This is a genomic window from Streptomyces sp. UG1, assembly GCF_049974585.1.
GTDB lineage: Bacteria > Actinomycetota > Actinomycetes > Streptomycetales > Streptomycetaceae > Streptomyces.
In genome coordinates, this window is sequence record NZ_JBNGGG010000020.1 from 135,046 (window position 1) to 157,507 (window position 22,462).

Here is a 22,462-nt window from a genome sequence, read left to right on the forward strand (position 1 = left end):
GTTCGGGTCGGTGGTACGGCCGCTGCGGACGTCGTACGGCTGTCTCGTCGGCGTACGACGATCAGCCGGGCGGCGTCAGCTCGGCGGGCGCGGTGACCGCGGCGAGGGTGCCGTCGAGGTAGGCGGCCCGGGAGGCGCGGCGCTGGATCTTGCCGCTGGAGGTCTTGGGGATGGTGCCCGGCCGGACCAGGACGACGTCGCGCACGGACAGGCCGTGGGCCTCGCCGATCCCGCTGCGGACGACATCGATGATCTTCTCGGCCTCGGAGGCCGCCTCCGGGGCGATCTCGGCGACGAGCACGGCCTGTTCGCCGCCCGCTCCCCCGTCGCCGTCGACGGAGAACGCGGCGGTGCAGCCGGGGCGCAGCGCCGGGTGGGCCATCTCGGCGGTCAGTTCCAGGTCCTGCGGGTAGTGGTTGCGGCCGTCGATGACGATGAGGTCCTTGAGTCGGCCGGTGACGAACAGTTCGCCGTCGCGCAGGAATCCGAGGTCGCCGGTGCGCAGGAAGCGGCCGTCGTGGCCGGCCAGGGTGGCGCGGAAGGTCTCGCGGGTGGCGAGGGCGTTGCGCCAGTAGCCCTTGGCGACGCTCGCGCCGCGCACCCAGATCTCGCCGGTCTCGCCCTCGGGCAGTTCCTCGCGCCGTTCGGGGTCGGCGATGACGACGGTGACGTCGGGGCCGGGGCGTCCGGAGCCGACGGCCGCGGCGTCGGACTGGCCGGCGTGCGGTCCGGTCTCGGGGGCCGCGAGCAGGGTGGGCGGGGTGCGGACCGTGCTGCCGGTGACCATCAGGGTGGCCTCGGCGAGTCCGTAGCAGGGGTAGAGGGCCTCGCGGCGGAAGCCGGCCGGGGCGAAGGCGTCGGTGAAGCGTCGCAGGGTGGCGGCGCGTACCGGTTCGGCGCCGTTGAACGCGACCTTCCAGGCGCTGAGGTCGAGTTCGTCGAGGAGCCCGGGGGTGGCGTGCTTCAGGCACAGCTCGTAGGCGAAGTTGGGGCCTCCGCTGGTGTGCGGGCGGTAGCGGCTGATCGCGGTCAGCCAGCGCTGGGGCTGCTGGAGGAAGTGCAGCGGCGAGAAGAGGGTGGCGGTGACACCCAGGTGGATGGTGTTGAGGACGGGGCCTATGAGGCCCATGTCGTGGTACATGGGCAGCCAGCTCACGAACATCTCGTGGCCGTACTCCGCGATGACGTCCGGTGTGTGGCCCATGCGCTCGGTGATGACCCGCTCGTTGTCCAGCAGGTTCCGGTGGGTGACCATCACGCCGCGCGGGGCGGAGGTGGAGCCGGAGGTGTACTGGAGAAAGGCGACCGAGTCGGCGGTGAGGTCGGGCTCGCGCCAGGAGGCGGCGGCCGCGTCGGGGATGTCCTCGGTGGCGACACGGGTGATGGCGTCGAGCTCGGGCAGGTGCTCCGCCAGGCCGGACAGGGCCGTGATCACCTCGCGGCCGCCCAGGATCACCTTGGCGTCGGCGTCGGCGATCAGCCGCTTCATCCGGGTCAGGGCACGGTGGTTGTGCGCACGGCCCTGCGGCGGGACGCCCGGCACGGCGACGACGCCGGCGGCGAGGCAGCCGAGGTAGCCGCAGATGAACTCCGGGCCGGGCGGGTACAGCAGCATGGCGCGGGACCCGGCGAGGCCGCGCTCCTGGAGCCAGGCGGCGACGGCCCGGGATCGCTCGGCGAGACGGCCGTAGGAGATCTCCTGGATCTCGCCGTCGCAGTCGCCGGTGACGAGGTAGCGGTAGGCGGTGCGGTCGGGGTGGTGCGCGGCGTGCTGGGAGAGCAGATCGACCAGGGATCGAACCATGTTGCGAGTCACACCTGTCTGCATCGAAGGACGACGAACTGGAGTTCGAGGGTCAGATGCGGGTTGAGCGCGGATCGCTCAGTCGGCGGCCATCCCCCGTCCAGCTTGCTACCGGCGAGTAGCACCATAGCAACCGCGACGGTTCGACAGGCCGAACGAATGTAAACCCTACGTGTCGAAAGCGAGTTGACGAGCCGAGGGTCCGATCCACCGCACCTCTCGGTGTCCATACAGGCGAAAGCCCGGACACTCTCGTCGATCTCGGTGTCCGGGCCGCACGTGGGGGCTCGACTCAGCCCTCGCCCAGTCGCGTGCGCAGCAGCGACTTTCCCAGTTCGGCGCCCTTGCGGCTGTCGGCCTGGGCCTTGCGGAACAGGTCGGCCGCCTCGGTGTCCTTGCCGCGTTCCGCGTCCTGGATGTAGGTCTCCAGCCGCAGCGCGTTGCTCAGACACGCCTCCACGTACCAGATCAGGTTGTAGTCCTTGTCCTGTGTACCGGTGACGCCGCCGGTCTCCGTGCCACTGGTCATACGGGCCTCCTCCAGCGTTGGTTTCTCCTGACCTGAGCGCCGAGTACCCGCCGCCCGGCCGTCAATTCCGACAGTCCGCGCAGAAGTGAGCAGAGTCCCTTCACTTTCGAAGCGAAGTATCTGTCGACCGTGCGAGATCGATCGATGACGGTGTGTACTGTGCTGCGAGCGGCTCACCGACGGCCCTCGGAACCAGCCCTGCCCGACTGCCCCGAACCGACCTCTGGAACCGACTCGATGATCGAATTACCGGACCTGGCGACCGGCGGTCTCGCCGTCGGCATCGTGTCCGCACTCGCCTTGGGCGGCGGGCTGCTGCGCGCACAGCGGCAACAGGCCCGCCAGCGGGCCGAGATCGCCGCGTTACGACGCCAACTCGACGGCGCGGTCAAGGCGTTCACGGCCGAGATCGAGCATCTGGCGGCCCGGCGCGTCCCGGCCGCCGCCCAGCAGATGGCGCATCCCCATGTCCCCGTTCCGGGCCCGCTGCATCCGCAGACCTCCGACACCCCGATCGGCCCGGCACTGGAGCACGTGCTGAACGGGCTGCGCGTCGAGCTGGCCGCACAGCGCACCCGGATCGACGCCGCCGCACAGGCCGGCATGCGCGGGGCGACCCGCGAGATCCAGGCGGCCCTGTACCGGCTCCAGGACGCCCTGCGCGGGCTGCAGCAGAAGTACGACGAACCGGAGTTGGCGCAGACCCTGTTCCAACTGGACCACGAGAACGAGCAGTCGCTGCGGCGGGCGCAGGTCGCCGCCGTGGTGTGCGGGGCCTGGGTCGGACTCGCCCGCGAGGAGTCGCACCTGGTGGACGCGGTGACCGGCGGCCAGGCCCGGCTCGCGGGCTACCACCGGGTCCGGATCCACAACCACCTCACCGCGGGCACCGGGCTGGTGTCGCACGCCGTCGAGCCGGTCGCGATCATCGTCGCCGAGCTCCTCGACAACGCGCTGCGGCACTCCGCGCCGGACACCGAGGTGCTGGTCAACCTGGAGCACGTCCATCACGGCGTCTGCGTCACGGTCGACGACGCGGGCCTGGGCATGACCCAGGACGAACGCGCCCACGCGCAGCGGCTGGTGGCGGGCTCCGAGCCGATCCTCCTCACCGAACTGGGCGATCCGCCCCGCATGGGGCTCGCCGCGATCGGCCAGCTCACCCGGCAGTTCGATCTGGACGTCGACCTGTCGTCGCCGTCGCCGTACGGCGGGGTGCGAGCGGTGCTGCGGGTCGACAGCCGTCTGCTCAGCCGTATCGACCCCGAGGAGCGCCCGCCGGCCGCCAGCGCAGCGCGCTCCACCCGCCCGGCCGAGCGGGCGGAGACCCGACACGAGCCGTCCGTCGACTCCGTCGCGCGCGCCGAGGTGGCCGGTACCACGCACGGGTACGGAACCGAGCACGACGACGCCTCCGACGCCGCGTCCGGGCACCATGCCCCACGGGACACCGGCGGTCTGCCGCAGCGTCGCCGCCGAAGGCGCACGACGACCGCGTCCGGCGACACGCCCGAACCGAACCCCCCGGCACGCCGCCCGGAGGAGGCCGCCGCGGCGCTGGGGGCGCTGCAGGCCGGTACCGCCGCGGCCCGGTCCGCGGCCGGGGAGCCCGCGGACGACGACCGCGCCGCCGTGTCGGACACCGGGCACGACGACACCGATCAGACCGACCATGAACACGAAGGGGGAACGGCTCGATGACCAGCCGCGATGCCGCAGACACCGCCTGGGTGCTCGAACCGATCCTGCAGGTGCCGCACGTGGTGGCCGCCGTGCTGCTCACGCGGGACGGGCTGGTGACCGGGTACACCGACGCGCTCACCCGGCCCTCGGCCGAGCGGGTCGCGGCGATCACCAGCACCGTGCAGGGGGCGTGCCGGACGGCGGCCGCCGCGTTCGCCGACCGGGAGCGGGCCGAGGTGCGGCAGGTCGTCATCGAGTCGGACCACGGGTATGTGCTGATCGTGCCGACGGACCACGGCACCTGCGTGGCCGCGTACGGGGACGGGGAGGTGCGCCTGGATCTGCTCGCGCACCGGGTGCACTCGCAGGTGGCGCGGCTGGGCGGGAAGGCGATGGCCGCCGCCTCCCGAGGTGCCGACGGCGGCGCGCCGGCATGACCGGCCGCCGTGGCGGCCGCCCCCTGGTTCCCGCGTATCTGTCGACCGGCGGCGTGGCCCGGCCCAGCCGCCCCCATCTGGAGCGGCTGTCGGTGCTCACCAGCACCCGCACCGCCGCGCCCGCCGGTCTGCCCGCCGCCCAACTCGCCCTGCTGGACGCCCTGAACGACGGTTCGCTCACCGTCGTGGAGGCGGCGGCGCTGCTGCGGCTGCCGGTGTCCGCCGTACGTGTCCTGGCGGGCGAGCTGATCGACCGGGACCTGGCGTCGTCCAGGGCTCCGATCCCGCCCGCCGGACGCTTCGACCCCGATTTGCTGAAGAGAGTGGCCGATGGCCTTCGCGCCCTCAAGCACCCCTAGCGGCACGGCGAGCCCGCCGGTCGACGTCCACCTGCCCGACACCGCCCGCGACCTGGTCAAGATCCTCGTCGCCGGCCCCTTCGGCGTGGGCAAGACGACCTTGATCGGCTCGGTCTCCGAGATCCGGCCGCTGCACACCGAGGAGCCGATCAGCGAGGCGTCCGCGCCGCTGGACGACCTGGCCGGGGTGCGGGACAAGGCGACGACCACCGTCGCCGTGGACTTCGGCCGGATCAGCCTGCCGGGCGGGGTCGTGCTGTATCTGTTCGGCACACCGGGCCAGGAGCGGTTCCGGCCGCTGTGGGACGACATCGCGTACGGCGCGCTGGGGGCGCTGGTCCTGGTCGACAGCCGTCGTATCGACGCGTCGTTCGACGTGCTGGGGCTGGTGGAGGAGTCGGGGCTGCCCTACGCGGTCGCCTTCAACGCCTTTCCGGACGCGCCCCGGCATCACACCGAGGAACAGTTGCGCGCCGCCCTGGACCTGGAGGCGGACACCCCGATGGTGACGTGTGACGCGCGGGAGGCCGACTCGTCCGTCGACGCGCTGCTCGCGCTGGTCCAGCACCTCATCGACCGTCACGCTCCGGAGGACCGGTGACCACCCGATCGCCCGACCGGCAGGCCTTCCCCCGTACGGCGCCCGTGCGGCTGTGGGAGGACGGCTTCGCGCTGGATCCGTACTCCTACTACGACGCACTGCGCACCCAAGGGCCGGTCGGCTGGGCGGAGTTGGCGCCCGGTGTGCCGGCGTACGTCGTCACCGACCGGCGGGCGGCACTGGATCTGCTGCGCGACACGGACACGTTCTCGCACGACCCGCGGCCCTGGGAGGCGACGGTCGCCGACGACTCGCCGATCCTGGGCATGATGCGCTGGCGGCCCAACACCCTGTTCGCCGACGGCGCGGCCCATGTCCGGTACCGGACCTCGCTGATCGACACCTTCGACCGGATCGAGCCGCACGATCTGCGCGCCCGGGTGCACCGGACGGTGCGGGTGCTGGTGGACCGGATCGGGCCGAAGGGCGAGGCCGATCTGGTCGCCGAGTTCGCGCGACCGCTGATGGCGCTGGTGTTCAACAGCCTGTTCGGCTTGCCCGACAGCCACAGCGACCGGCTCAACGCCGCGCTGGGCAAGATGATGGAGGGCGGCGCCGAAGCGGCCGAGGGCGAGGCGGAGTTCGGCGGCTACGTGATGGAGCTGATCGCGGCCAAGACCGAGGAGCGGGGCGACGACCTGCCGAGCCGCCTCCTGGACCACCCCGCCGGGCTCACCCCCGAGGAGGTCACCTGGCAGGTGTTCCTCACCCTCGGCGCCGGGCACGAGCCGACGGCCAACCTGGTGTCCAACGCGCTCTCGCGCATCCTCGGCAACCCGCTGTACTACTCCACCCTCACCAGCGGCGCCCGCCCCGTGACGGAGGCGGTGGTGGAGGTGCTGCACCACGAGACGCCGCTGGCCAACTACGGCATCCACTACGCGCGCAGCCCGGTGTCCTTCCACGGCACATGGATCAGGGCCGCGGTGCCGGTGGTCGTCTCGTACGGGGCGCTCGCCCACTTCTCCGAGCGGGAGGACACCGGCGGCCGCCATCCCCGCGACGCCTCGCACCTGTCCTGGTCGGCGGGCCCGCACGCCTGCCCGGTCCGGCAGCACACGCTGCTCATCGCCACCGAGGCGATCGAGCGGCTCACCCAGTGGCTCCCGGACCTGGAGCCGGTCCTGCCGCGGGCGCGCCTGACATGGCGCCCCGGTCCCTTCCACCGCTCGCTGACCTCCCTGCCCGTCCGGTTCAGCCCTCGCTCCCCCGACCAGCCAGGAGATCCCTCGTGACCGTGTCCGACCGCATCGACCGCTTCGCCATCGACCCGTTCGGCGCCGACATCCCCGGCGAGAGCGCCCGGCTGCGCGCCCTCGGCCCGATCGTGCCGGTGGAGCTGCCGGGCGGCATTCCCGCGTGGGCGCCCACGGGCTACGACACGCTCAAGGAGCTGATCCTCGATCCGCGGGTCAGCAAGGATCCGCGGCGGCACTGGCGGCTGTGGCCCGAGGTGGCCGAACACCCCTCCTGGGGCTGGATCCTGGGCTGGGTGGGCGTGGTCAACATGCTCTCGACGTACGGCTCCGACCATGCGCGGCTGCGCAAGCTGGTCGCACCGAGCTTCACCCAGCGGCGCACGCAGATGATGCGGCCGCGGGTGGAGGCGATCACCCGGGAACTGCTCGACGCGCTCGACAAGGGCGAGCCGGAGGTCGATCTGAAGGCCGCCTTCGCCCATCCCCTGCCGATGCGGATGATCTGCGAACTGTTCGGTGTGCCCGAGGAGTTGCGGGAGGACACCGCGGCGCTCATAGCGGCGATCATGGACACCTCCGACCCGAGTCCGGAGCACGCGGCGTTCGTGCAGCGGCAGATCGGCACGGTGCTGCCGGCGTTGATCGCGTATCGCGGCGAGCACCCCGGGGACGATCTGACGACCGAGCTGATCCGGGTGCGCGACGAGGACGGCGACCGGCTCAGCGACGAGGAACTGCTGTACACGCTGCTGCTGGTGATCGGCGCCGGGTTCGAGACGACCGTCAATCTCATCGGCAACGCGGTGGTCGCCCTGCTGACCCACCCCGAGCAGTTGGACGCCGTACGCTCCGGGCGGATCGGCTGGGACGCGGTGATCGACGAGACGCTGCGCGTGCACCCGTCGATCGCGTCGCTCCCCCTGCGGTTCGCGGTCAGCGACATCGAGGTCGGGGACGTGCGGATCGCGGCCGGGGACGCCATCATCACGACGTTCGCGGCCGCGGGAGTCGATCCCGCGCACTACGGGCCCGACGCGGACACCTTCGACGCCGCGCGCGGGGCGGACGACCATCTGGCCTTCGGGATCGGGGTGCACCGGTGCATCGGAGCCCCGCTGGCCCGTGTCGAGGCGATGACCGCGCTGCCGTCCCTCTTCGACCGCTTCCCCGAACTGCGGCTGGCCGTCGGCGCTCAGGAACTGCGTCAGGTGCCGTCTTTCATCGCGTTCGGCTGGCAGGAGATCCCGGTCCGGCTGCGGGGGTGAGCCGCACACAGGCGCGGGGACGCGACCGGTCCCCCGTTCCGGTCGTGCCCCCGCGGAGAGTTGAACGTACGTCCACGGCGCGGGCATTGGGTATCGCGTTGATGCCCACTGTGCCGCGATTCGGACTCACCCGTGCACAGGTGAGTCCGGATGGCCCGGTTTCGCCCCGTGCAGCACGGGCTCACTCAGGTCACCCAGCGTGAGATGGGCCAGGACGACCTCGTACAGGTCGCTGCCGCCGGTCAGCAGGCGGCGTTCCAGGACCGGTTCGGCGCTGCGGACGTGCTCGCGGACCGTCTGGGCGTGGACACCGAGGGTCTGCGCGGTCCGTTCGGCGTTGCCGCCCTCGGCGATCCAGGTCCGCAGGGTGCGGCGCAGGTCCCGGGTGTCCTTGTCGAGGTGGGCGAGGAGGTCCTGCGCCCAGGTGCGCATGGCGGGCCCGGTGAGCAGGTCCCGCAGCGGGACGGCGGTCGCCTGCGAAAGGCCGTCGTCGGCCGGGGTGTCGGCCAGGCCGATCTGGATGTTGAGCGCGAGGTGGACCACGGCACGGGCCGTCAGATCGGCGAAGTCCGTGCCCAGCAGGGCTTCCACGCGTTCCATGCGGGCACGGACCGTGTTGCGGCTGACGCCCATGACCTTGGCCGCGCTCACGGCGGTGAACTCCAGGCCCAGCCGGGTGGTGGCGAGCAGTTCGGCGCGGGTGTGGTGCGGCAGCGTGTCGAGCGGACGCAGCAGCCGGTCCGTCCACCCGCGCAGGGCCGCCGGGTCGATGAGGCGCTCGGGGTGGGTGCGCTCGGCGTAGACGGCGGCCTTGTCCGGCCTGAAGTGCGCGACGGCGAGCGCGCTCATGGCCTGCCCGTAGGCGGTGGCGGTGCGGGCCAGGCTGTGCCGGGCGCTGCCGCCGATGAAGGTGCGCGGGCGCCGGCCGATCAGCGCTCTCAGTTCACGGGCGTCCGCCTCGCCGGGCGTCACGACGATCACATGCTCGTCCACCGCCGGGCAGAGCACGACCAGCGCGCGCTCCTGGGTGACGTCGAGGCATTCCCCGGCGAGCCGGTCGCGCTCCTCGGCGGTGCCCTCGACGACATGGACACAGGCGCTGTCGGTGTCGAGCAGGCCCGGCCACAGCCCGGCGGCGACGCGGCGGGCCGCGACGGTGTCCTCCACCATCAGCAGTTGCAGGATCGCCAGGCGCAGATCGGAGGTGGCCCTCTCGAGCCGGAGTCCGGCGGCGGTCGTCTCGTCCGCCTTGAGCAGGAGTTCGATGACCTGGAGGGTGTGGGTGACGATGTCGGACGCGCGCCGGTCGAACGGTGTCTCGCGCGCCACCGCGAGGACGCCCGCCGCGGCGGGGTTCGGGTACGTCACCCGGACCAGCCGCACATGACGGCCCTGGTCCTCCCAGGCGGCGGAGGCGATACGGCCGGCGGCGACGGCCTCGACGAGCTGGTCGTCCAGGGGCGGCCGGGTGCCGGCGAGGAGTCTGCCGGCGTCGTCCTGGAGCGAGACGACGCCCTGCACGGTGTCCGCGAGCCAGGCGACGACCCGGCGGACGTCGCGCCCGCCCGGCCGCAGGTGCTCCAGCAACTCCTCCGCCCAGGCCGAGCCGTCGGCGCCCCGCACCCCCGCCCGACGGTTCCCGTCCTCTCTGCCAGCCACTTCGCCGTTCACCTCGTCCTGCACCTCTTCACAACGTACCGGTCGGGGACGTTACCCCACGCATCCATGAACGCGAGGTGGGCGGACGCCGGCGCCGCCCGCCTGCGCGGCGGTCGGGCCTGAAGGGCATAGGCTCGGCGAATGGCGAAGTACTTCGACGTGCACCCCGACAATCCCCAGCCGCGCACCATCGCCCAGGTCGCCGAGAGCGTCCGCTCCGGTGCGCTGATCGCGTACCCGACGGACTCCTGCTATGCGCTGGGCTGCAAGCTGGGCAGCCGTGACGGCATCGACCGGATCCGGGCCATTCGCCGCCTGGACGACCGGCACCACTTCACCCTGGTCTGCCAGGACTTCGCACAGCTCGGCCAGTTCGTGCGGGTCGACAACGACGTGTTCCGCGCGATCAAGGCGTCGACGCCCGGCAGCTACACGTTCATCCTGCCCGCGACGAGGGAGGTGCCGCGCATGCTGCAGCATCCGAAGAAGAAGACGGTGGGCGTGCGCATCCCCGACCACGTCGTCACCCAGGCGCTGGTCACCGAGCTCGGGGAGCCCCTGCTGTCGAGCACGCTGCTGCTGCCCGACGAGGACGAGCCGATGACCCAGGGCTGGGAGATCAAGGACCGGCTCGATCACGTACTCGACGCGGTGGTCGACTCCGGGGACTGCGGCACCGAGCCGACGACGGTGATCGACTTCTCGGGCGGCGAGGCCGAGATCGTGCGGAAGGGAGCGGGTGACACGTCCCGGTTCGAGTAAAGCCGTCCCCAAGGGGGAGGGGGTGCCGCGAGCCGTTTCCATGGTGCGTGCAACCATGCGTGCGGCCCGGTGCGACCGGGTCGGCAACCTGTTCACCGTGAACCACCTAGAGAGGCACCCCCCATGACCTCCGTACAGGGAACAGACGTCGACATCCCCACCGAGGACGGTGTGGCGGACTCCTACCTGGCCCATCCGGGCGACGGCCTCCCCCGGCCGGGCGTCCTTCTCTACCAGGACGCCTTCGGACTCCGTCCCCACCTGCGGCAGATGGCCGACCGGCTCGCCGGTGCGGGCTACGCGGTCCTCGTGCCGAACGTCTTCTACCGGCACGGGCGCAGCCCGGTCCTCGACCTGCCCGAGTTCATCGACCCCGCGGCCAGGCCGGAACTGTGGCAGCAGATCGTCCCGGTCATGCAGTCCCTGACGCCCGAGCTCGCGGTGCGCGACGCCGGCGCCTATCTGCGCTGGATGGCCGAGCGGCCCGAGATCGCCGACGGCCCGGTCGCCCTCACCGGGTACTGCATGGGCGCCCGGCTCGCCCTGCGCACCGCCGGTGCCTACCCGGACCGGGTGGCCGCCGCGGCCGGTTTCCACGGCGGCCAACTGGCGACCGACGCTCCGGACAGCCCGCACCTGGCCGCCGAACACATCACCGCGGAGCTGTACTTCGGGCACGCCGACGCGGACCAGTCGATGCCGCCGGAGCAGATGGAGCGCCTCGCCGCCGCGCTGACCGCGGCCGGGGTCCGCCACCGGTACGAGGTGTACGAGGGCGCCCACCACGGTTACACGCAGGCCGACACCTCGGCGTACGACGAGGCCGCGGCCGAGCGGCACTGGGCGGCGCTGCTGGATCTGCTGAAGCGGACGTTCTGAGCGGCCGGTCCGCGTCGCGGCACCTCGCTCGCGCGGATGCGATGATCGAACCGTGACCGACTTACTGACGCCACAGGACATCGCCCGCCGCACCGCCGCCGCAGCCGAGGCGGCCGTCGCGGCGGGGCGGCATCTCGGGCTCACCGTCACCGACGCCAAGGTGCTCTACGAGCTGTTCTCCGTCGTCGTGCACCTCGCGCCGTCTCCGGTCGTGGCCCGCATCCCCACCGTTGTGCCGACCTACGCCGACCTCGACTCCCTGACACACCGCCAGCGGGCGGAACTGGACGTGACCCAGTGGCTCGCGGATCAGGGAGTCCCGGTGATCCCGCCGAGCCCGCTCGTCCCGGCGGAGCCCGTGCGGCGCGACGGGTTCTCGATGACGTTCTGGCAGTTCGTCGAGGAGGACCGGGACAGGGGGACCGACTACGCGGCGAACTCCGCGATCACCGCCGACCTGCACGCCGCACTGCGCACGTACCCCGGTCGGCTGTCCTTCCTGTCCGCGGCCGAGCCGCGTTTCATCACCGAAGCCCTCGAGTCGCTCGAACAGTGCCCCGACCTCGTCGATCCGGCCGACCTGGACCGCGCGCGCCGCGAGTGGCAGGTCCTGGAACCGCTGGTGCGCTCACGCGCGGCGTTCGAGGAACGGTTCCCGGACATCGACCTCCAGCCCATCCACGGCGACTCGCCGCCCGCGAACATCTTTCCCGGCGTGGACGGGGACCTCTACTCCGACTTCGAGCTGATCACGTTGGGGCCCGTCGAGTGGGACCTGGCCGCTCTCGGGCCCGACCTCGAAGCCGCCTACGACCGCCGGGCCCAGAGCAAGGGCATGAGGCCGCTGGACCAGGACGTACTGCGCTTCGTGAACGCCGTGGGAATGCTGCGGACCATCGCCGCGCTCAGCCTCGTACCGCAACTGCCCGCGCTGCTCGAGTACTTGAAGCCGGTCATCGACCAGTGGCGCACCGCGCCGTTCGCCGGCGGCCTGACCGACTGACTGGCCGTCGGGTCGCGCCGAACGTGGCGGGAACCGTGGCGAGTTGGGCCTTCTCCAGGTAGTTGGCAACGACCGTCAGCCCTCGGCCCGGGCACGCCTGGTGAGCGGTCAGCCGGTTCAGTGGCCGCGAACGGCTCACCGGCGCCGATCCCGCCCTCGACGAAGTAGCGGCTCCCGTATCGAATCGGCGAGTTCCGGTACGGGAAGGCGGACAGCGCCCGCCTCATGGGGCCTCCGGGGTCACCGCGCTGCAGCACCCGGATCAGCAGGGTGTACAGGGCGTGCTCATGGGTCCTCGCAAGGACGAGCGCCGGGTCCGGAGCCCGGAGCCCGGAGCCCGGAGCCCGTACCTACGGTGCCCGTAACCTACGGTGCCGTCACCAGACTTCGTGCGCCGCGCAGGCACCCGGTCCCGCGGGCCGGTTCAGGGATGCTCGTGCGAGACCCCGGCGGAGTCGAAGGTGGCCATGTCACGCAGGGCACGCACCGCCGCCTGCACGAGCGGCAGTGCCAGCAGGGCTCCGGTGCCCTCACCGAGCCGCAGCCCCAGGTCGAGCAGGGGATGCAGTCCGAGATGCCGCAGGGCGATGGCGTGCCCGGGCTCGACCGAGCGGTGTCCCGCCACGCAGGCGGCCAGGGAGTCCGGGGCCAGCGCGGCCGCGACCAGGGCCGCCGACGATGCGATCACACCGTCCAGGACCACCGGGACCCTGCGGGCGGCGGCACCCAGCACGAACCCGGCGATCGCGGCGTGCTCCAGCCCGCCGACCGCCGCCACCACTGCGACCGGGTCGTGCGGGTCCGGCCGGTGCAGTTCCAGAGCCGTGCGCACCACACCCACCTTGTGCCGCCGGGTCGGATCGTCGATTCCCGCTCCGTGACCGGTGACGTCGTCCGGGTCCGCGCCGGTGAACGCGGCGATCAGCGCCGCGGACGCGGTGGTGTTGGCGATCCCCATGTCGCCGGTGATCAGGCAGCGGCAGCCGCCGTCGACGAGTTCCGCGGCGACGCCGATGCCGACCTCGAATGCGCGGACGGCATGGTCACCTGCTTCCGTTGCTTCCGTCGGAGGGGCGGGGGGCGGACGCGGTGCGCTCGGGCGCGCGTCGAGGGGGCGCGGCGGCTCCCGGCAGGGCCGACGTACGGAGGGAGCCGACCGTCTTCAGTAACCGGTCGGCAGGCTGCCGCAGCCCGGGATGGGCCAGGACGGTGTTTCTCAGTCCGCGCACCGGTCTGCGCCACATCCTGTGGGCCGTCGCCACCGGGTGCGGGCGCACGGCGAACCCCTCGCCCACCCGCAGCTCACGGGTCTTGAGCCAGTCCTTGTACTCCATGTCGCCGCGCCCGAGATCCACGCAGGTCACTCCGTGCGCGCCGGCCGCCTCCGCCAACCTCAGATGCATGATCAGCCCGGGCGAGTAGCGGCGGAACTCGGGGTCGTACGCGGGAAACCAGGTCGCCAGCACCGTGCGCGACCTCGGCCCGAAGTGCGCGGCCACCGGCCGGTCGCCGGCGTACAGCACGGACAGCACACCTGTGAAGTGGTCGTCCCGGGTATGGAACAGGTCGTCCACCAGGTGCACGATCCACGGCCGGGCGAACCGGTCCATCCGTCCCGTCCTGCGGTACTGCGCGGACTTCCACTCCATGAGCCGGCGCAGCATCCGCGGGTCACGCTCGTCGAAGACGAACCGCACCTCGCCGATGTCGCGCCCCATGCGGCGTTCTTTGGCCAGCGTGGACTTGGTGAGCCGAGGGGAGGTGCGGCGCAGCCACTCCGCATACCCTCTCTCGTCGTGTTGCAGGTCGATCACGGGCGAGGCGAACGTGCCGGTGACGTGTCTCGCGAAGGGTCCCTGTTCCTCGACGAGGTGGTCGAACTCGAAGACGGACATCCCGCAGGCTCGCAGCAGTTCCCGGGTGTCCCAGGTGATCCCTGGGCGGTGCACCAGAGCCTGGCAGTCGGACAGGCCCAGGCCGATCGCCCGGCCGACGCCGAAGGTCCCGCGCTGGTACGGAAGAAATCCGACGGGCTCCCCGCCCTCCCGCAGGACGGCCACGCGCGCTCCGGGTCGGTGTCGAGCGATCGCCATGGCGAACTGCGGTGACAGGAAGGGGTTGGCGTACTGGGGTGAATCATCCATCGCCCCGTGCCACACGCGGCGAAGCGCGGGGCTCAGCTCGTCGAGGTCGTGGATCGTGATGTCCATATCAGACCTGCCGATCTCCTCGGTTCACGGTTGTCAGAGGCGGCCCTTGAAGGGGGCTCCTCACTGCGTGGTGCTGCCGGTCCGCTGAGGCGGCACGGCAGAGGGTGGTGACGACGGCTGTGCGTGCACTGCGGACCGTGGTGAGCCCCAGGGGGTAGGGCATTTCCCGCACGTCCGGTTCAGGCACACCGGCCTCCTCTGCACTTCGACGTCCGTATGCGCCCGCCTCCGGTCGTACGTCCGGCCGGCTTCGCGGTCGGACGGGAGTGGCGCCTCGCTGCGGCTGCGACGGTCGCAGCGTCCCCCGGCGGCGACGCGGGGGCAAGCCTGCTCATGGGTCTCCAGCGGTTCTCAGCCGGTTCGCACGACGCGCCCGCTGCGGCCGGTCACACGCCAGCATGGTGATGCCGACGCGTTCACACGTGGGCCGAAAGGGCACGTCCGCATGACCCACTGGTCCCCCTTCACCCCCCGGCCGGGAACCAGCCGTCCGGACAGGGGCTTTCGACCCAGAGCCGTCTGCCGCGTCCTTCTGGCATCGGCCCGTGGACAGCAGCCGTCATCCGGACCGGGCAGGATGCGGCCCAGCAGAGGACCAGTGGGTCAACCCTGCCCGGCCTTTGCGAACCCATGTTGATGCGCCGGTCGAAGCCCCAGCGACTCGAAGACGGGCGCGACCGGGCACCACCTGGCCACGGCGGTCGCCTGCCGTCGAGCTGGCCGGCTGATGCGTGGCCGCACACCGGACGGCCGGGTCCGAAGGCTCACCCCGCATGCCTGGCCGCCCGGTGCGTGGCCACGGCCATGACGGCCACGGACGTCAGGGTGAGCCCGGCGCCGGTGTAGAGGGGCGCGGTGTGGCCGAGGCCCGCGGTGAGGGCCAGGCCGCCGAGCCAGGCGCCGAGGGCGTTGCCGATGTTGGACGCGGACACGTTCGCGGAGGCGGCCAGGGCGGCTCCGTGCGCGAAGTCGGTCACGCGCGTGATCAGGCCGGGCACACTGGCGAACCCGGTCACCCCCATCAGGAACGTCAGTGTCACCGTCGCGGCAAGGCTGTCGGCCAGCAAGCCGAACACCGCCAGGACGGCGGTGAGTCCGAGCAGGGCGAGGACCAGGGCACGGTCACGGTCGTGGTCGGCCGCTCGCCCGCCGATCGCGTTCCCGACGACCAGTCCGATGCCGTACACCATCAGCAGCCAGGAGACGTCCCCCGGTGAGAACCCGCCGACCTCGGTGTAGGTGTAGGCGATGTAGCTGAACGCGCCGAACATCCCGCCGTACCCGAGCGCGGTGGCCGTCAGCGTGAGCCAGACCTGTGCCGAGCGGAAGGCACGCAGTTGGGCCCGCAGGCCGTTCGGTGGGCCCGTACGGCCTCGCGGTGCCTGTCCCGCCCACGCGGGGACGAGGGCGACGATGCCTGCCAGCGCCAGCACACCGATCGCGGTGACCGCCCAGAACGCCGCCCGCCAGCCCCAGCGCTCGCCGATCCAGGCGCCGAAGGGCACGCCCAGTACGTTCGCGACGGTGAGCCCGGCGAACATGACCGCCACCGCGCGGGACTTCCTCTCCGGCGCCACCAGACCGCGCGCGACCAGCGAGCCGATGCCGAAGAACGAGCCGTGGCACAGCGCCGCGACGATCCGGCCGAGCAGCATCACCGGATAGCTCGGCGCGACGGCCGACAGCAGGTTGCCCACGACGAACAGCGCCACCAGGCCGACCAGGACCGTCTTGCGGGGCAGTCGCGCCGTCGCCGCGGTCAGGACGATAGCGCCGATCGCCACGCTCAGCGCGTACCCGGAGATCAGCCGCCCCGCCGCCGCCTCGGACACCGCGAAGCTCGACGCCACCTGCGGCAGCAGCCCGGCGATCAGGAACTCGGTCAGCCCGATGCCGAAGCCGCCGAGTGCCAGCGCGATCAGCCCACTTGGCGTCCGTCGCCGTTCGGGCGGGCGGTCGCGTAAGAGGAAGTCCGTGTCCGTGGCGCCGCATTCACTCATGCATCCACCGTCGGCCGTGGCGCCGCGTCCCGCCCATGGACAAAGATCGGCGGCTCTTGGACGAACGTCACCCGCGTGGCGGCCGCCCTGCGCGCCGCCGCGGACGGCCACGCGGGGCGGACGCAAGCTGGAGGCATGCCCTCATCGCCTGCCGGCAACACGAGACCTGTGAGGAGCAATGGGTGGCGTGCGTGTCTGCTCGGCGGGGCCGTGTTCGCCGTGGGCATGGCGGGCACCACCCTGCCGACGCCCCTGTACGGCCACTACCAGGAGAAGTTCGGGTTCTCCGAGCTGACGGCCACCGTCGTGTACGCGGTGTACGCCTTCGCGGTGATCGGTGTGCTGCTGCTCGCGGGCAACGCCTCGGACGCCGTGGGCAGACGGCCGGTGATCGTGTCGGCCCTGGGCTGGCTGTACGCCGGCCGGTTGCTTTCGGGGCTGTCCGCCGGTCTGCTCACCGGGGCCGCCACGGCGTATGTGATGGAGCTGGCGCCGCGTGATGGCGCCGCCCGGGCCACGCTCGTCGCGACCGCCGCCAACATGGGCGGCCTGGGCTGCGGTCCGCTGCTCGCCGGGGTGCTGGCGCAGTACGCTCCCTGGCCGCTGTATCTGCCGTTCGTCGCGCATCTCGCCCTGGTGGCCTGCTCGGTCACCGTGGTGCTGTCGCTTGCGGAGACCGTGCGGGAGCGGCGGCCGCTGAGCACCGTACGGCCGCAGCGGCCCAGCCTGCCGCCGCGGGTGCGGTCGGTGTTCGGTCCGGCGGCGACCGCCTCCTTCGTGGGGTTCGCCCTGCTCGGCGTGTTCACCTCGGTCAGCCCGGCGTTTCTCGCCGAGTCCCTGCACGAGCGCGACCACGCCGTGAGCGGGGCGATCGTGGCGATGGCCTTCTTCGCCTCGATCGCCGGGCAACTGGCCGTCGGCCGAATCGGGGTGAGCCGGTCGCTGCCGCTGGGCTGCGCGGCACTCCTCTTCGGGCTGGCGCTGCTCGCCGGGGCGCTGCGCTGGGACCTGCTGCCGCTGGTGGTGGCGAGCGCGATCGTCGGCGGGAGCGGTCAGGGGCTGGCGTTCCGCGCGGCGCTGTCCGCGGTGGCCGCGGCCTCGCCGGCGGACCGGCGGGCGGCGGTGATCTCGACGCTGTTCGTGGTGGCGTACGGCGGTATCTCGCTGCCGGTCGTCGGGGTGGGGGTGCTGACGGGTCCGATCGGGCTGGAGGGCGCCGGCCTGGTGTTCATCGCCTGCATGACCGTCCTGGTCCTGACCGCCGCCGGCTATCTGGTCCGGCGGCCGGTGCCGGCGCGGGCGTGAGCCTCGGCCGGTGCGGCTGTGTGGACCTAGGCGACTTCCGGCAGGGCGGCGAGCCAGTCGGTCAGCAGCCGGTTGGTCTCCTGTGGGCGTTCCTGCTGGATCCAGTGGCCGCAGCCGTCGAGGAGGTTCGAGGAACGCAGACCGGGCAGGGTGGTGGGGTAGGCCTTGATCGCGTCGGCCAGCCAGGTGGTGGAGGCGTCGAGGGCGCCGCCGAGGAACAGTGCGGGCTGGGTGAGGGGGGCGCCGTTGTGGTCGGCGAGGTCGGCCCAGTCGCGGTCCATGTTCCGGTAGCGGTTGAGGGCCCCGGTCATGCCGGTGCGTTCGAACTCCCCCGCGTAGACGTCCAGGTCGGACTCCGCCAGCCAGGAAGGCAGATGGCCGGCCGGGAAGCGGTCGCGCAGGGTGCCGCCGTGGGTGACGAAGTGCGGGTCGGGGGCGCCGGGGCCCGGCATGGTGTCGGCGGACAGGGCGGCGTAGAAGCCCGCGAGCCAGCCGCGGACGTCGGGCTCGATCTCGGCCTCGGCCCGACCCGGCCGCTGGAAGTAGGAGACGTAGAACTCCTCCGGGCCGCCCATCCGTGCGAACGCCTCGCTCGGTTTCGGACCGCCGGGCGGGGTGTAGGGCACGCTCAGCAGTCCGACCGCGTGGAAGACATCGGGGTGCAGCAGCGCGGTGGTGGCGGCGATGGTCGCGCCCCAGTCGTGTCCCACGATGACCGCGGACCGCTCGCCGAGGGCGTCCACCACGGCGACGTTGTCCGCCACCAGCTCCAGCATCCGGTAGGCGTCGAGCGCATCGGGCCGTGAGGAGCGGCCGTATCCGCGCACGTCGACGGCGACCGCGCGGTATCCGGCGGCCGCCAGCGCCGGGAGTTGGTGGCGCCACGAGTACCAGCACTCGGGGAAGCCGTGCACGAGGAGGACCAGGGGCCCTGTTCCCTGCTCGACGAGGTGGATCCGGCCGGCGGGAGCGGGGACCAGGCGGTGGGTGACGTCCGTCGCATGGGCGGGGTGCGGCATGTTTCTCCTCCGGAGCTGCGCGGGGTTCCGCCATGCTGCGTCGGCCGGAAGAGGTGTCGCGAGTCTCCTTGCCGGTTCGGCAAAGTCGCGGGTTCGGCCTCACCCGACCTGCCTCAAGATCCGGCACGCGCCGACAGCGCCCGGCGCAGGCATCCGGCGAGTTGTCCGGCGATCGTGCCGTCCAGGTCGAGACAGGGGTTGAAGATCGTGACGTCCAGGCCTGCGGCCCTCGGGTCGCCCAGTGCCGTGCTCAGTACGCTCTCCAGTTCCCGCCAGGTCAGTCCGTCCGGCTGCCTGTAGTCGACCGCGGGCATGATCGCGTCGTCCAGGACGTCGACGTCGAGGTGCACCCAGAACCCGGTGCTCGCATCGGCGGTGAGCCGTTCGACGGCCCGGCGCGCGACGCTGTCCGCACCCGCCTCACGGACGCCTTCGAGGTCGATCGCGTGCAGCCCGGCCGGCAGCGGCTGCATTCCGGCCCGGGCGGAGTCGTCCGCGTCACGGAAGCCGAGGGCCATCACGTCCTCGTCCCGCAGCAGGGGCCCGCGGCCCTCCAGGTCGGTGAGCAGCCCGGGGCCGCGGCCGGTGGCGAGGGCGAGTTCCATCGAGGCCGCTTCGCCGTACGGCTCGGCCGAGGGCTGGTAGAAGTCGGTGTGGCCGTCGAGGAACAGCAGTCCGGGGCGGCCGCGGCGGCGCAGGGCGAGGAGGTTGCCGAGCAGGACGGTGCAGTCGCCGCCGAGGACGACCGGGAAGTGGCCGGCGTCGAGGACGTTGCCGACGGCGTCGGCCAGTCGGACCGAGTACTCGGCGATGCCGTGGGGATTGAGCACGCCCGTGTCGGCGTCGCGCGTCGGATCGTACGCCGGCGGCTCGACCCGTCCCGCCCGCACCGCGTCGAGACCGGTGAGCAGACCGGCGCCCAGGAGAGCCGCCGGCAGCTCCTGGACGCCGGACGGCCGCAGGCCCAGCACGGACGGTGCCTCGATGATCGCGAGTCGCCGCATGTCCGGCTCCTCTCCAGCGCTGCCTGTCGGCCCCCATCACTCTCCATCTGTGCCACATCCACCGGGCCGACACCACTCGTGGCAGTAGCACACTTCCCCAGGCGCGGCCTCCGTCTGGCCGAATCTCATCCCTGCGTGACCGGAGTTCACGCCCTGTGATGCAAAATTCAACGGCTACCGGCGGTAAACGCTTGCTTTCGCACTCCCTTGCCCCGTACACCTTGCTCGACAACAGGCCAGGACTCTGGGGGGAGTTGGCTAATGCAAGGCACGGTTGACGGGTTCCGCTACGGTGCGGTGACCCCGGTGGCGGCCTATCTGATGGCCTGCCTGGGAGGGGCGTTGGGGCTGCGGTGCATCGTGCGGTCCCTGCTCGACGGACAGTCGTGGAAGCCGGGCTGGCTGGCGCTCGGTGCGGCCTCGATCGGCTGCGGCATCTGGACGATGCACTTCATCGCCATGATCGGCTTCCAGGTCGAGGAGACCCGGATCCGGTACGACACGGGGCTGACCGTCCTCAGCCTCGCCGTGGCGATCTTCGTGGTCGGCATCGGCGTGTTCATGGTCGGCTATCTCGGCGCCGGGCCGGGCCCGCTGACCGGCGCGGGTGTCATCACCGGGCTCGGGGTGGCGGCCATGCACTATCTCGGGATGGCGGCGCTGCGGCTCGACGGCGACATCGCGTACGACGCGTTCACCGTCGGGCTCTCCATCCTGATCGCGATCGTCGCCGCCACCGCCGCGCTGTGGGCGGCCGTGACCATCCGCGGTTTCCTGACCAGTCTCGGGGCGAGCCTCGTCATGGGGGTGGCCGTCTCCGGAATGCACTACACGGGCATGGCGGCCGTCAGTGTGCACCTGCACAGCACGACGGGCGCGTCGTGGGCCGGGGACTCGCCCAGCTCGCTGCTGCTGCCCATGCTGCTGGGGCCGACCATCTTCCTGCTGCTGGCCGGAGTGGTGGTGATGTTCGACCCGCTGCTGGTTCTCGGCGACGGCGAGTGGAACCGCTCCGGCGCGGACCGGCGCCGACGGGACGACCCGAGCCAGGCCGAGGTGCAACAGCCGCGCCAGGACTCCGGGTTCGAGGCGTTCGGCGACACGCCGGAGCCGCGCCGCAAGCCCTACGCCCGCAAGTGGTGACCGGGGCGGGGGCCGGCCGACGCGCCGCGCCCCGGCTCCCCCTCTCGGCCTTCTCTGGATCGTTGTTACGGTGCACCGGTGTCTGATTCCTCACGCGATACCGCCGAAGGCGCCGGCTGGGGCGCCACCGAACTCGGCACGTACAAGCGGCTGATGCCGGCCAAGGTCGAGAAGATCTCGTGGCTCGACCCCCGGATGCTGTGGGCCGCGCGCAACGGTGTGCTGGCGTCCTGGTTCGGGGACCCCACGGGCCGTACCCGCAGCCGCTGGGTGGCACAGCGCACGGCCGCCGGCGCCCCCGCCGACAAGGTGATCCGGAGGGACGACCCCGACCGGTTCTCCTTCCTCGTCATCGGTGACACGGGCGAGGGCGACGATCCCCAATACGCCGTGGTGCCGGGCTTTCTGAAGGCGGGTCAGGACACCAGGTTCACGGTCCTCACCAGCGATGTGATCTACCCGGTCGGCAGCGCCGACGACTACGACACCAAGTTCTTCCGGCCCTACCAGGACTATCAGGCACCCATCTACGCGATACCGGGCAACCACGACTGGTACGAGGACCTGGGCGCGTTCATGCGCGTCTTCTGCGACGACGCCCCGCCCCTCGCCCCGGAGCCCGCGCCGCGCCGGTTCAGCCGGGCCTGGCTACGTGAGCTGCTGTGGCACCGGCCGCGCAAGGGAGACGGCCAACGGCTGGACGAGGCGAGGGCGTTGAGGTCGGCCGCCGCCCAACAGACCGTCCAGCCGGGGCCGTACTGGGCGATCGACGCCGGGCCGGTGCGGCTGATAGCCATCGACACCGGGCTGCTCGGCACCATCGACGCCGAGCAGGGGGCATGGCTGCGCGAGGTCTCGAAGGACCCGCGCCCGAAGATCCTCATCACCGGCTCGCCCCTGTACGTGGACGGCGAACACCACCCCTGCGAGATCGAGGGCGGCGGCACCGTCGACGAGATCGTCCGCGACCCGGCCCACCGCTATGTCGCGGCGATAGGCGGCGACATCCACAACTACCAGCGCTATCCGGTCCAGGTGGACGGCCGCACGATCCAGTACGTCGTCTCGGGCGGCGGCGGTGCCTTCATGCACGCCACGCACACCATCCCCCGGGTCGACATCGCGAACGTCACCGAGAAGGAGTTCCGCTGCTATCCGCTGCGCGGCGACTCCCTGGCCTTCTACAGCACGCTCTACGGCCGCCGGCTGCGCCTGCGCCGCTTCTTCACGCTGACCGAGGAGCAGGCCACGGCCGTCATCGCCGAACGCCTGGAGATCCAGCCGGGTCGCGCGGCGGCCCCGGACGCCCGCATCACGTGGCGCACGCGTCTGGTCGCGGGCCTGCTGGGCACCGGACGCCGCCCGGACCGGGCCAAGCGGTTCCGCCTGCCCGTGCGCAAGATCTACACCTCGCTGTTCTCCCCGAGCTCGGCGACGTACAGCCCGCCCTTCTTCAAGCAGTTCCTCCGCCTGGACGTCGCCCCGGAGACCGTCCGTCTGCGCTGCTACGCCGCGACGGGCAGCCGCGCCCAGGAGCTTCAACCACCGGTCGAGGACGAGGTGACGATCCCGCTGATCTGAGTGCGCACGGCGGGAACACG

Annotated in this window: 19 protein-coding genes and 1 pseudogene; 12 read left to right on the forward strand and 8 right to left on the reverse strand. The window is 72.0% G+C overall.

Going from position 1 to position 22,462, the window contains the following annotated elements:
* Positions 1–61 precede the first annotated feature (61 nt).
* Positions 62–1,804 (reverse strand): fatty acyl-AMP ligase, encoded by a 1,743-nt coding sequence (locus tag ACP4J3_RS23060; RefSeq protein ID WP_426537361.1) that lies wholly within the window; start codon positions 1,802–1,804, stop codon positions 62–64.
* A gap of 292 nt (positions 1,805–2,096) precedes the next feature.
* Positions 2,097–2,333, reverse strand: coding sequence for a hypothetical protein (locus tag ACP4J3_RS23065; protein WP_426537363.1), 237 nt, complete (start codon positions 2,331–2,333; stop codon positions 2,097–2,099).
* A 237-nt stretch (positions 2,334–2,570) separates the two neighbouring features.
* On the opposite strand from ACP4J3_RS23065, the gene ACP4J3_RS23070 reads away from it, so the two are divergent.
* The 6 genes from ACP4J3_RS23070 to ACP4J3_RS23095 are packed head-to-tail and all read left to right on the forward strand — an operon-like array spanning position 2,571 to position 7,877.
* A complete protein-coding gene (locus tag ACP4J3_RS23070) occupies positions 2,571–4,034 on the forward strand; it encodes an ATP-binding protein (protein ID WP_426537365.1) in 1,464 nt (487 codons plus the stop codon).
* Positions 4,031–4,453: a roadblock/LC7 domain-containing protein gene (locus tag ACP4J3_RS23075; RefSeq protein ID WP_426537367.1), complete on the forward strand. Its 423-nt coding sequence runs from the start codon at positions 4,031–4,033 to the stop codon at positions 4,451–4,453. Before ACP4J3_RS23070 ends, ACP4J3_RS23075 begins: the two co-directional genes overlap by 4 nt.
* Complete coding sequence (locus tag ACP4J3_RS23080) at positions 4,450–4,812, forward strand: DUF742 domain-containing protein (protein WP_426537369.1); 363 nt, start codon at positions 4,450–4,452, stop codon at positions 4,810–4,812. The genes ACP4J3_RS23075 and ACP4J3_RS23080 overlap by 4 nt, the downstream gene beginning before the upstream one ends.
* Positions 4,784–5,413 (forward strand): GTP-binding protein, encoded by a 630-nt coding sequence (locus ACP4J3_RS23085; RefSeq protein ID WP_426537371.1) that lies wholly within the window; start codon positions 4,784–4,786, stop codon positions 5,411–5,413. The genes ACP4J3_RS23080 and ACP4J3_RS23085 overlap by 29 nt, the downstream gene beginning before the upstream one ends.
* Positions 5,410–6,648: a cytochrome P450 gene (locus ACP4J3_RS23090; protein ID WP_426537373.1), complete on the forward strand. Its 1,239-nt coding sequence runs from the start codon at positions 5,410–5,412 to the stop codon at positions 6,646–6,648. Before ACP4J3_RS23085 ends, ACP4J3_RS23090 begins: the two co-directional genes overlap by 4 nt.
* Positions 6,645–7,877 (forward strand): cytochrome P450 family protein, encoded by a 1,233-nt coding sequence (locus ACP4J3_RS23095; protein ID WP_426537375.1) that lies wholly within the window; start codon positions 6,645–6,647, stop codon positions 7,875–7,877. Before ACP4J3_RS23090 ends, ACP4J3_RS23095 begins: the two co-directional genes overlap by 4 nt.
* Before the next feature lie 126 nt (positions 7,878–8,003).
* On the opposite strand, the gene ACP4J3_RS23100 is transcribed toward ACP4J3_RS23095, so the two are convergent.
* The gene (locus ACP4J3_RS23100) at positions 8,004–9,536 is read right to left on the reverse strand and encodes a helix-turn-helix domain-containing protein (protein WP_426537377.1); all 1,533 of its coding nucleotides are present in this window, start codon (positions 9,534–9,536) and stop codon (positions 8,004–8,006) included.
* Between the two features lie 141 nt (positions 9,537–9,677).
* Here ACP4J3_RS23100 and ACP4J3_RS23105 point away from each other — a divergent pair, with 141 nt between their 5' ends.
* The 3 genes from ACP4J3_RS23105 to ACP4J3_RS23115 all read left to right on the forward strand — a co-directional run bounded on the left by ACP4J3_RS23105 (position 9,678) and on the right by ACP4J3_RS23115 (position 12,180).
* On the forward strand, positions 9,678–10,298 hold the full coding sequence (locus ACP4J3_RS23105) for an L-threonylcarbamoyladenylate synthase (RefSeq protein ID WP_426537379.1): 621 nt from the start codon (positions 9,678–9,680) through the stop codon (positions 10,296–10,298).
* A 123-nt stretch (positions 10,299–10,421) separates the two neighbouring features.
* Complete coding sequence (locus ACP4J3_RS23110) at positions 10,422–11,177, forward strand: dienelactone hydrolase family protein (protein ID WP_426537381.1); 756 nt, start codon at positions 10,422–10,424, stop codon at positions 11,175–11,177.
* Positions 11,178–11,229: 52 nt separating this feature from the next.
* Complete coding sequence (locus ACP4J3_RS23115) at positions 11,230–12,180, forward strand: phosphotransferase (RefSeq protein WP_426537383.1); 951 nt, start codon at positions 11,230–11,232, stop codon at positions 12,178–12,180.
* A 424-nt stretch (positions 12,181–12,604) separates the two neighbouring features.
* On the opposite strand, the pseudogene ACP4J3_RS23120 reads toward ACP4J3_RS23115, so the two are convergent.
* The 3 genes and pseudogenes from ACP4J3_RS23120 to ACP4J3_RS23130 form a co-directional block, all read right to left on the reverse strand.
* Positions 12,605–13,279: pseudogene (locus ACP4J3_RS23120) on the reverse strand (nicotinate-nucleotide--dimethylbenzimidazole phosphoribosyltransferase); the annotation flags it as partial.
* The gene (locus ACP4J3_RS23125; RefSeq protein ID WP_426537385.1) at positions 13,224–14,390 is read right to left on the reverse strand and encodes a GNAT family N-acetyltransferase; all 1,167 of its coding nucleotides are present in this window, start codon (positions 14,388–14,390) and stop codon (positions 13,224–13,226) included. The pseudogene ACP4J3_RS23120 and the gene ACP4J3_RS23125, both read right to left, overlap by 56 nt.
* A gap of 764 nt (positions 14,391–15,154) precedes the next feature.
* A complete protein-coding gene (locus ACP4J3_RS23130; protein WP_426537387.1) occupies positions 15,155–16,390 on the reverse strand; it encodes an MFS transporter in 1,236 nt (411 codons plus the stop codon).
* 135 nt (positions 16,391–16,525) lie between these two features.
* On the opposite strand from ACP4J3_RS23130, the gene ACP4J3_RS23135 reads away from it, so the two are divergent.
* A complete protein-coding gene (locus tag ACP4J3_RS23135) occupies positions 16,526–17,695 on the forward strand; it encodes an MFS transporter (protein ID WP_426537389.1) in 1,170 nt (389 codons plus the stop codon).
* 26 nt (positions 17,696–17,721) lie between these two features.
* Here the strand turns inward: ACP4J3_RS23135 and ACP4J3_RS23140 are convergent, their stop codons facing one another.
* Both ACP4J3_RS23140 and ACP4J3_RS23145 read right to left on the reverse strand, forming a co-directional pair.
* Positions 17,722–18,714, reverse strand: coding sequence for an alpha/beta fold hydrolase (locus ACP4J3_RS23140; RefSeq protein ID WP_426537391.1), 993 nt, complete (start codon positions 18,712–18,714; stop codon positions 17,722–17,724).
* A 113-nt stretch (positions 18,715–18,827) separates the two neighbouring features.
* Positions 18,828–19,718 carry an arginase family protein gene (locus ACP4J3_RS23145; protein WP_426537393.1) on the reverse strand — a complete coding sequence of 297 codons (891 nt, stop codon included), beginning with the start codon at positions 19,716–19,718 and terminating at the stop codon, positions 18,828–18,830.
* Positions 19,719–19,979: 261 nt separating this feature from the next.
* Between ACP4J3_RS23145 and ACP4J3_RS23150 the strand changes: the two genes are divergently transcribed.
* Both ACP4J3_RS23150 and ACP4J3_RS23155 read left to right on the forward strand, forming a co-directional pair.
* A complete protein-coding gene (locus ACP4J3_RS23150) occupies positions 19,980–20,861 on the forward strand; it encodes an MHYT domain-containing protein (protein ID WP_426537395.1) in 882 nt (293 codons plus the stop codon).
* A gap of 78 nt (positions 20,862–20,939) precedes the next feature.
* Positions 20,940–22,442, forward strand: a complete 1,503-nt coding sequence (locus tag ACP4J3_RS23155; protein WP_426537397.1) for a metallophosphoesterase family protein — start codon at positions 20,940–20,942, stop codon at positions 22,440–22,442.
* Positions 22,443–22,462 lie beyond the last annotated feature (20 nt).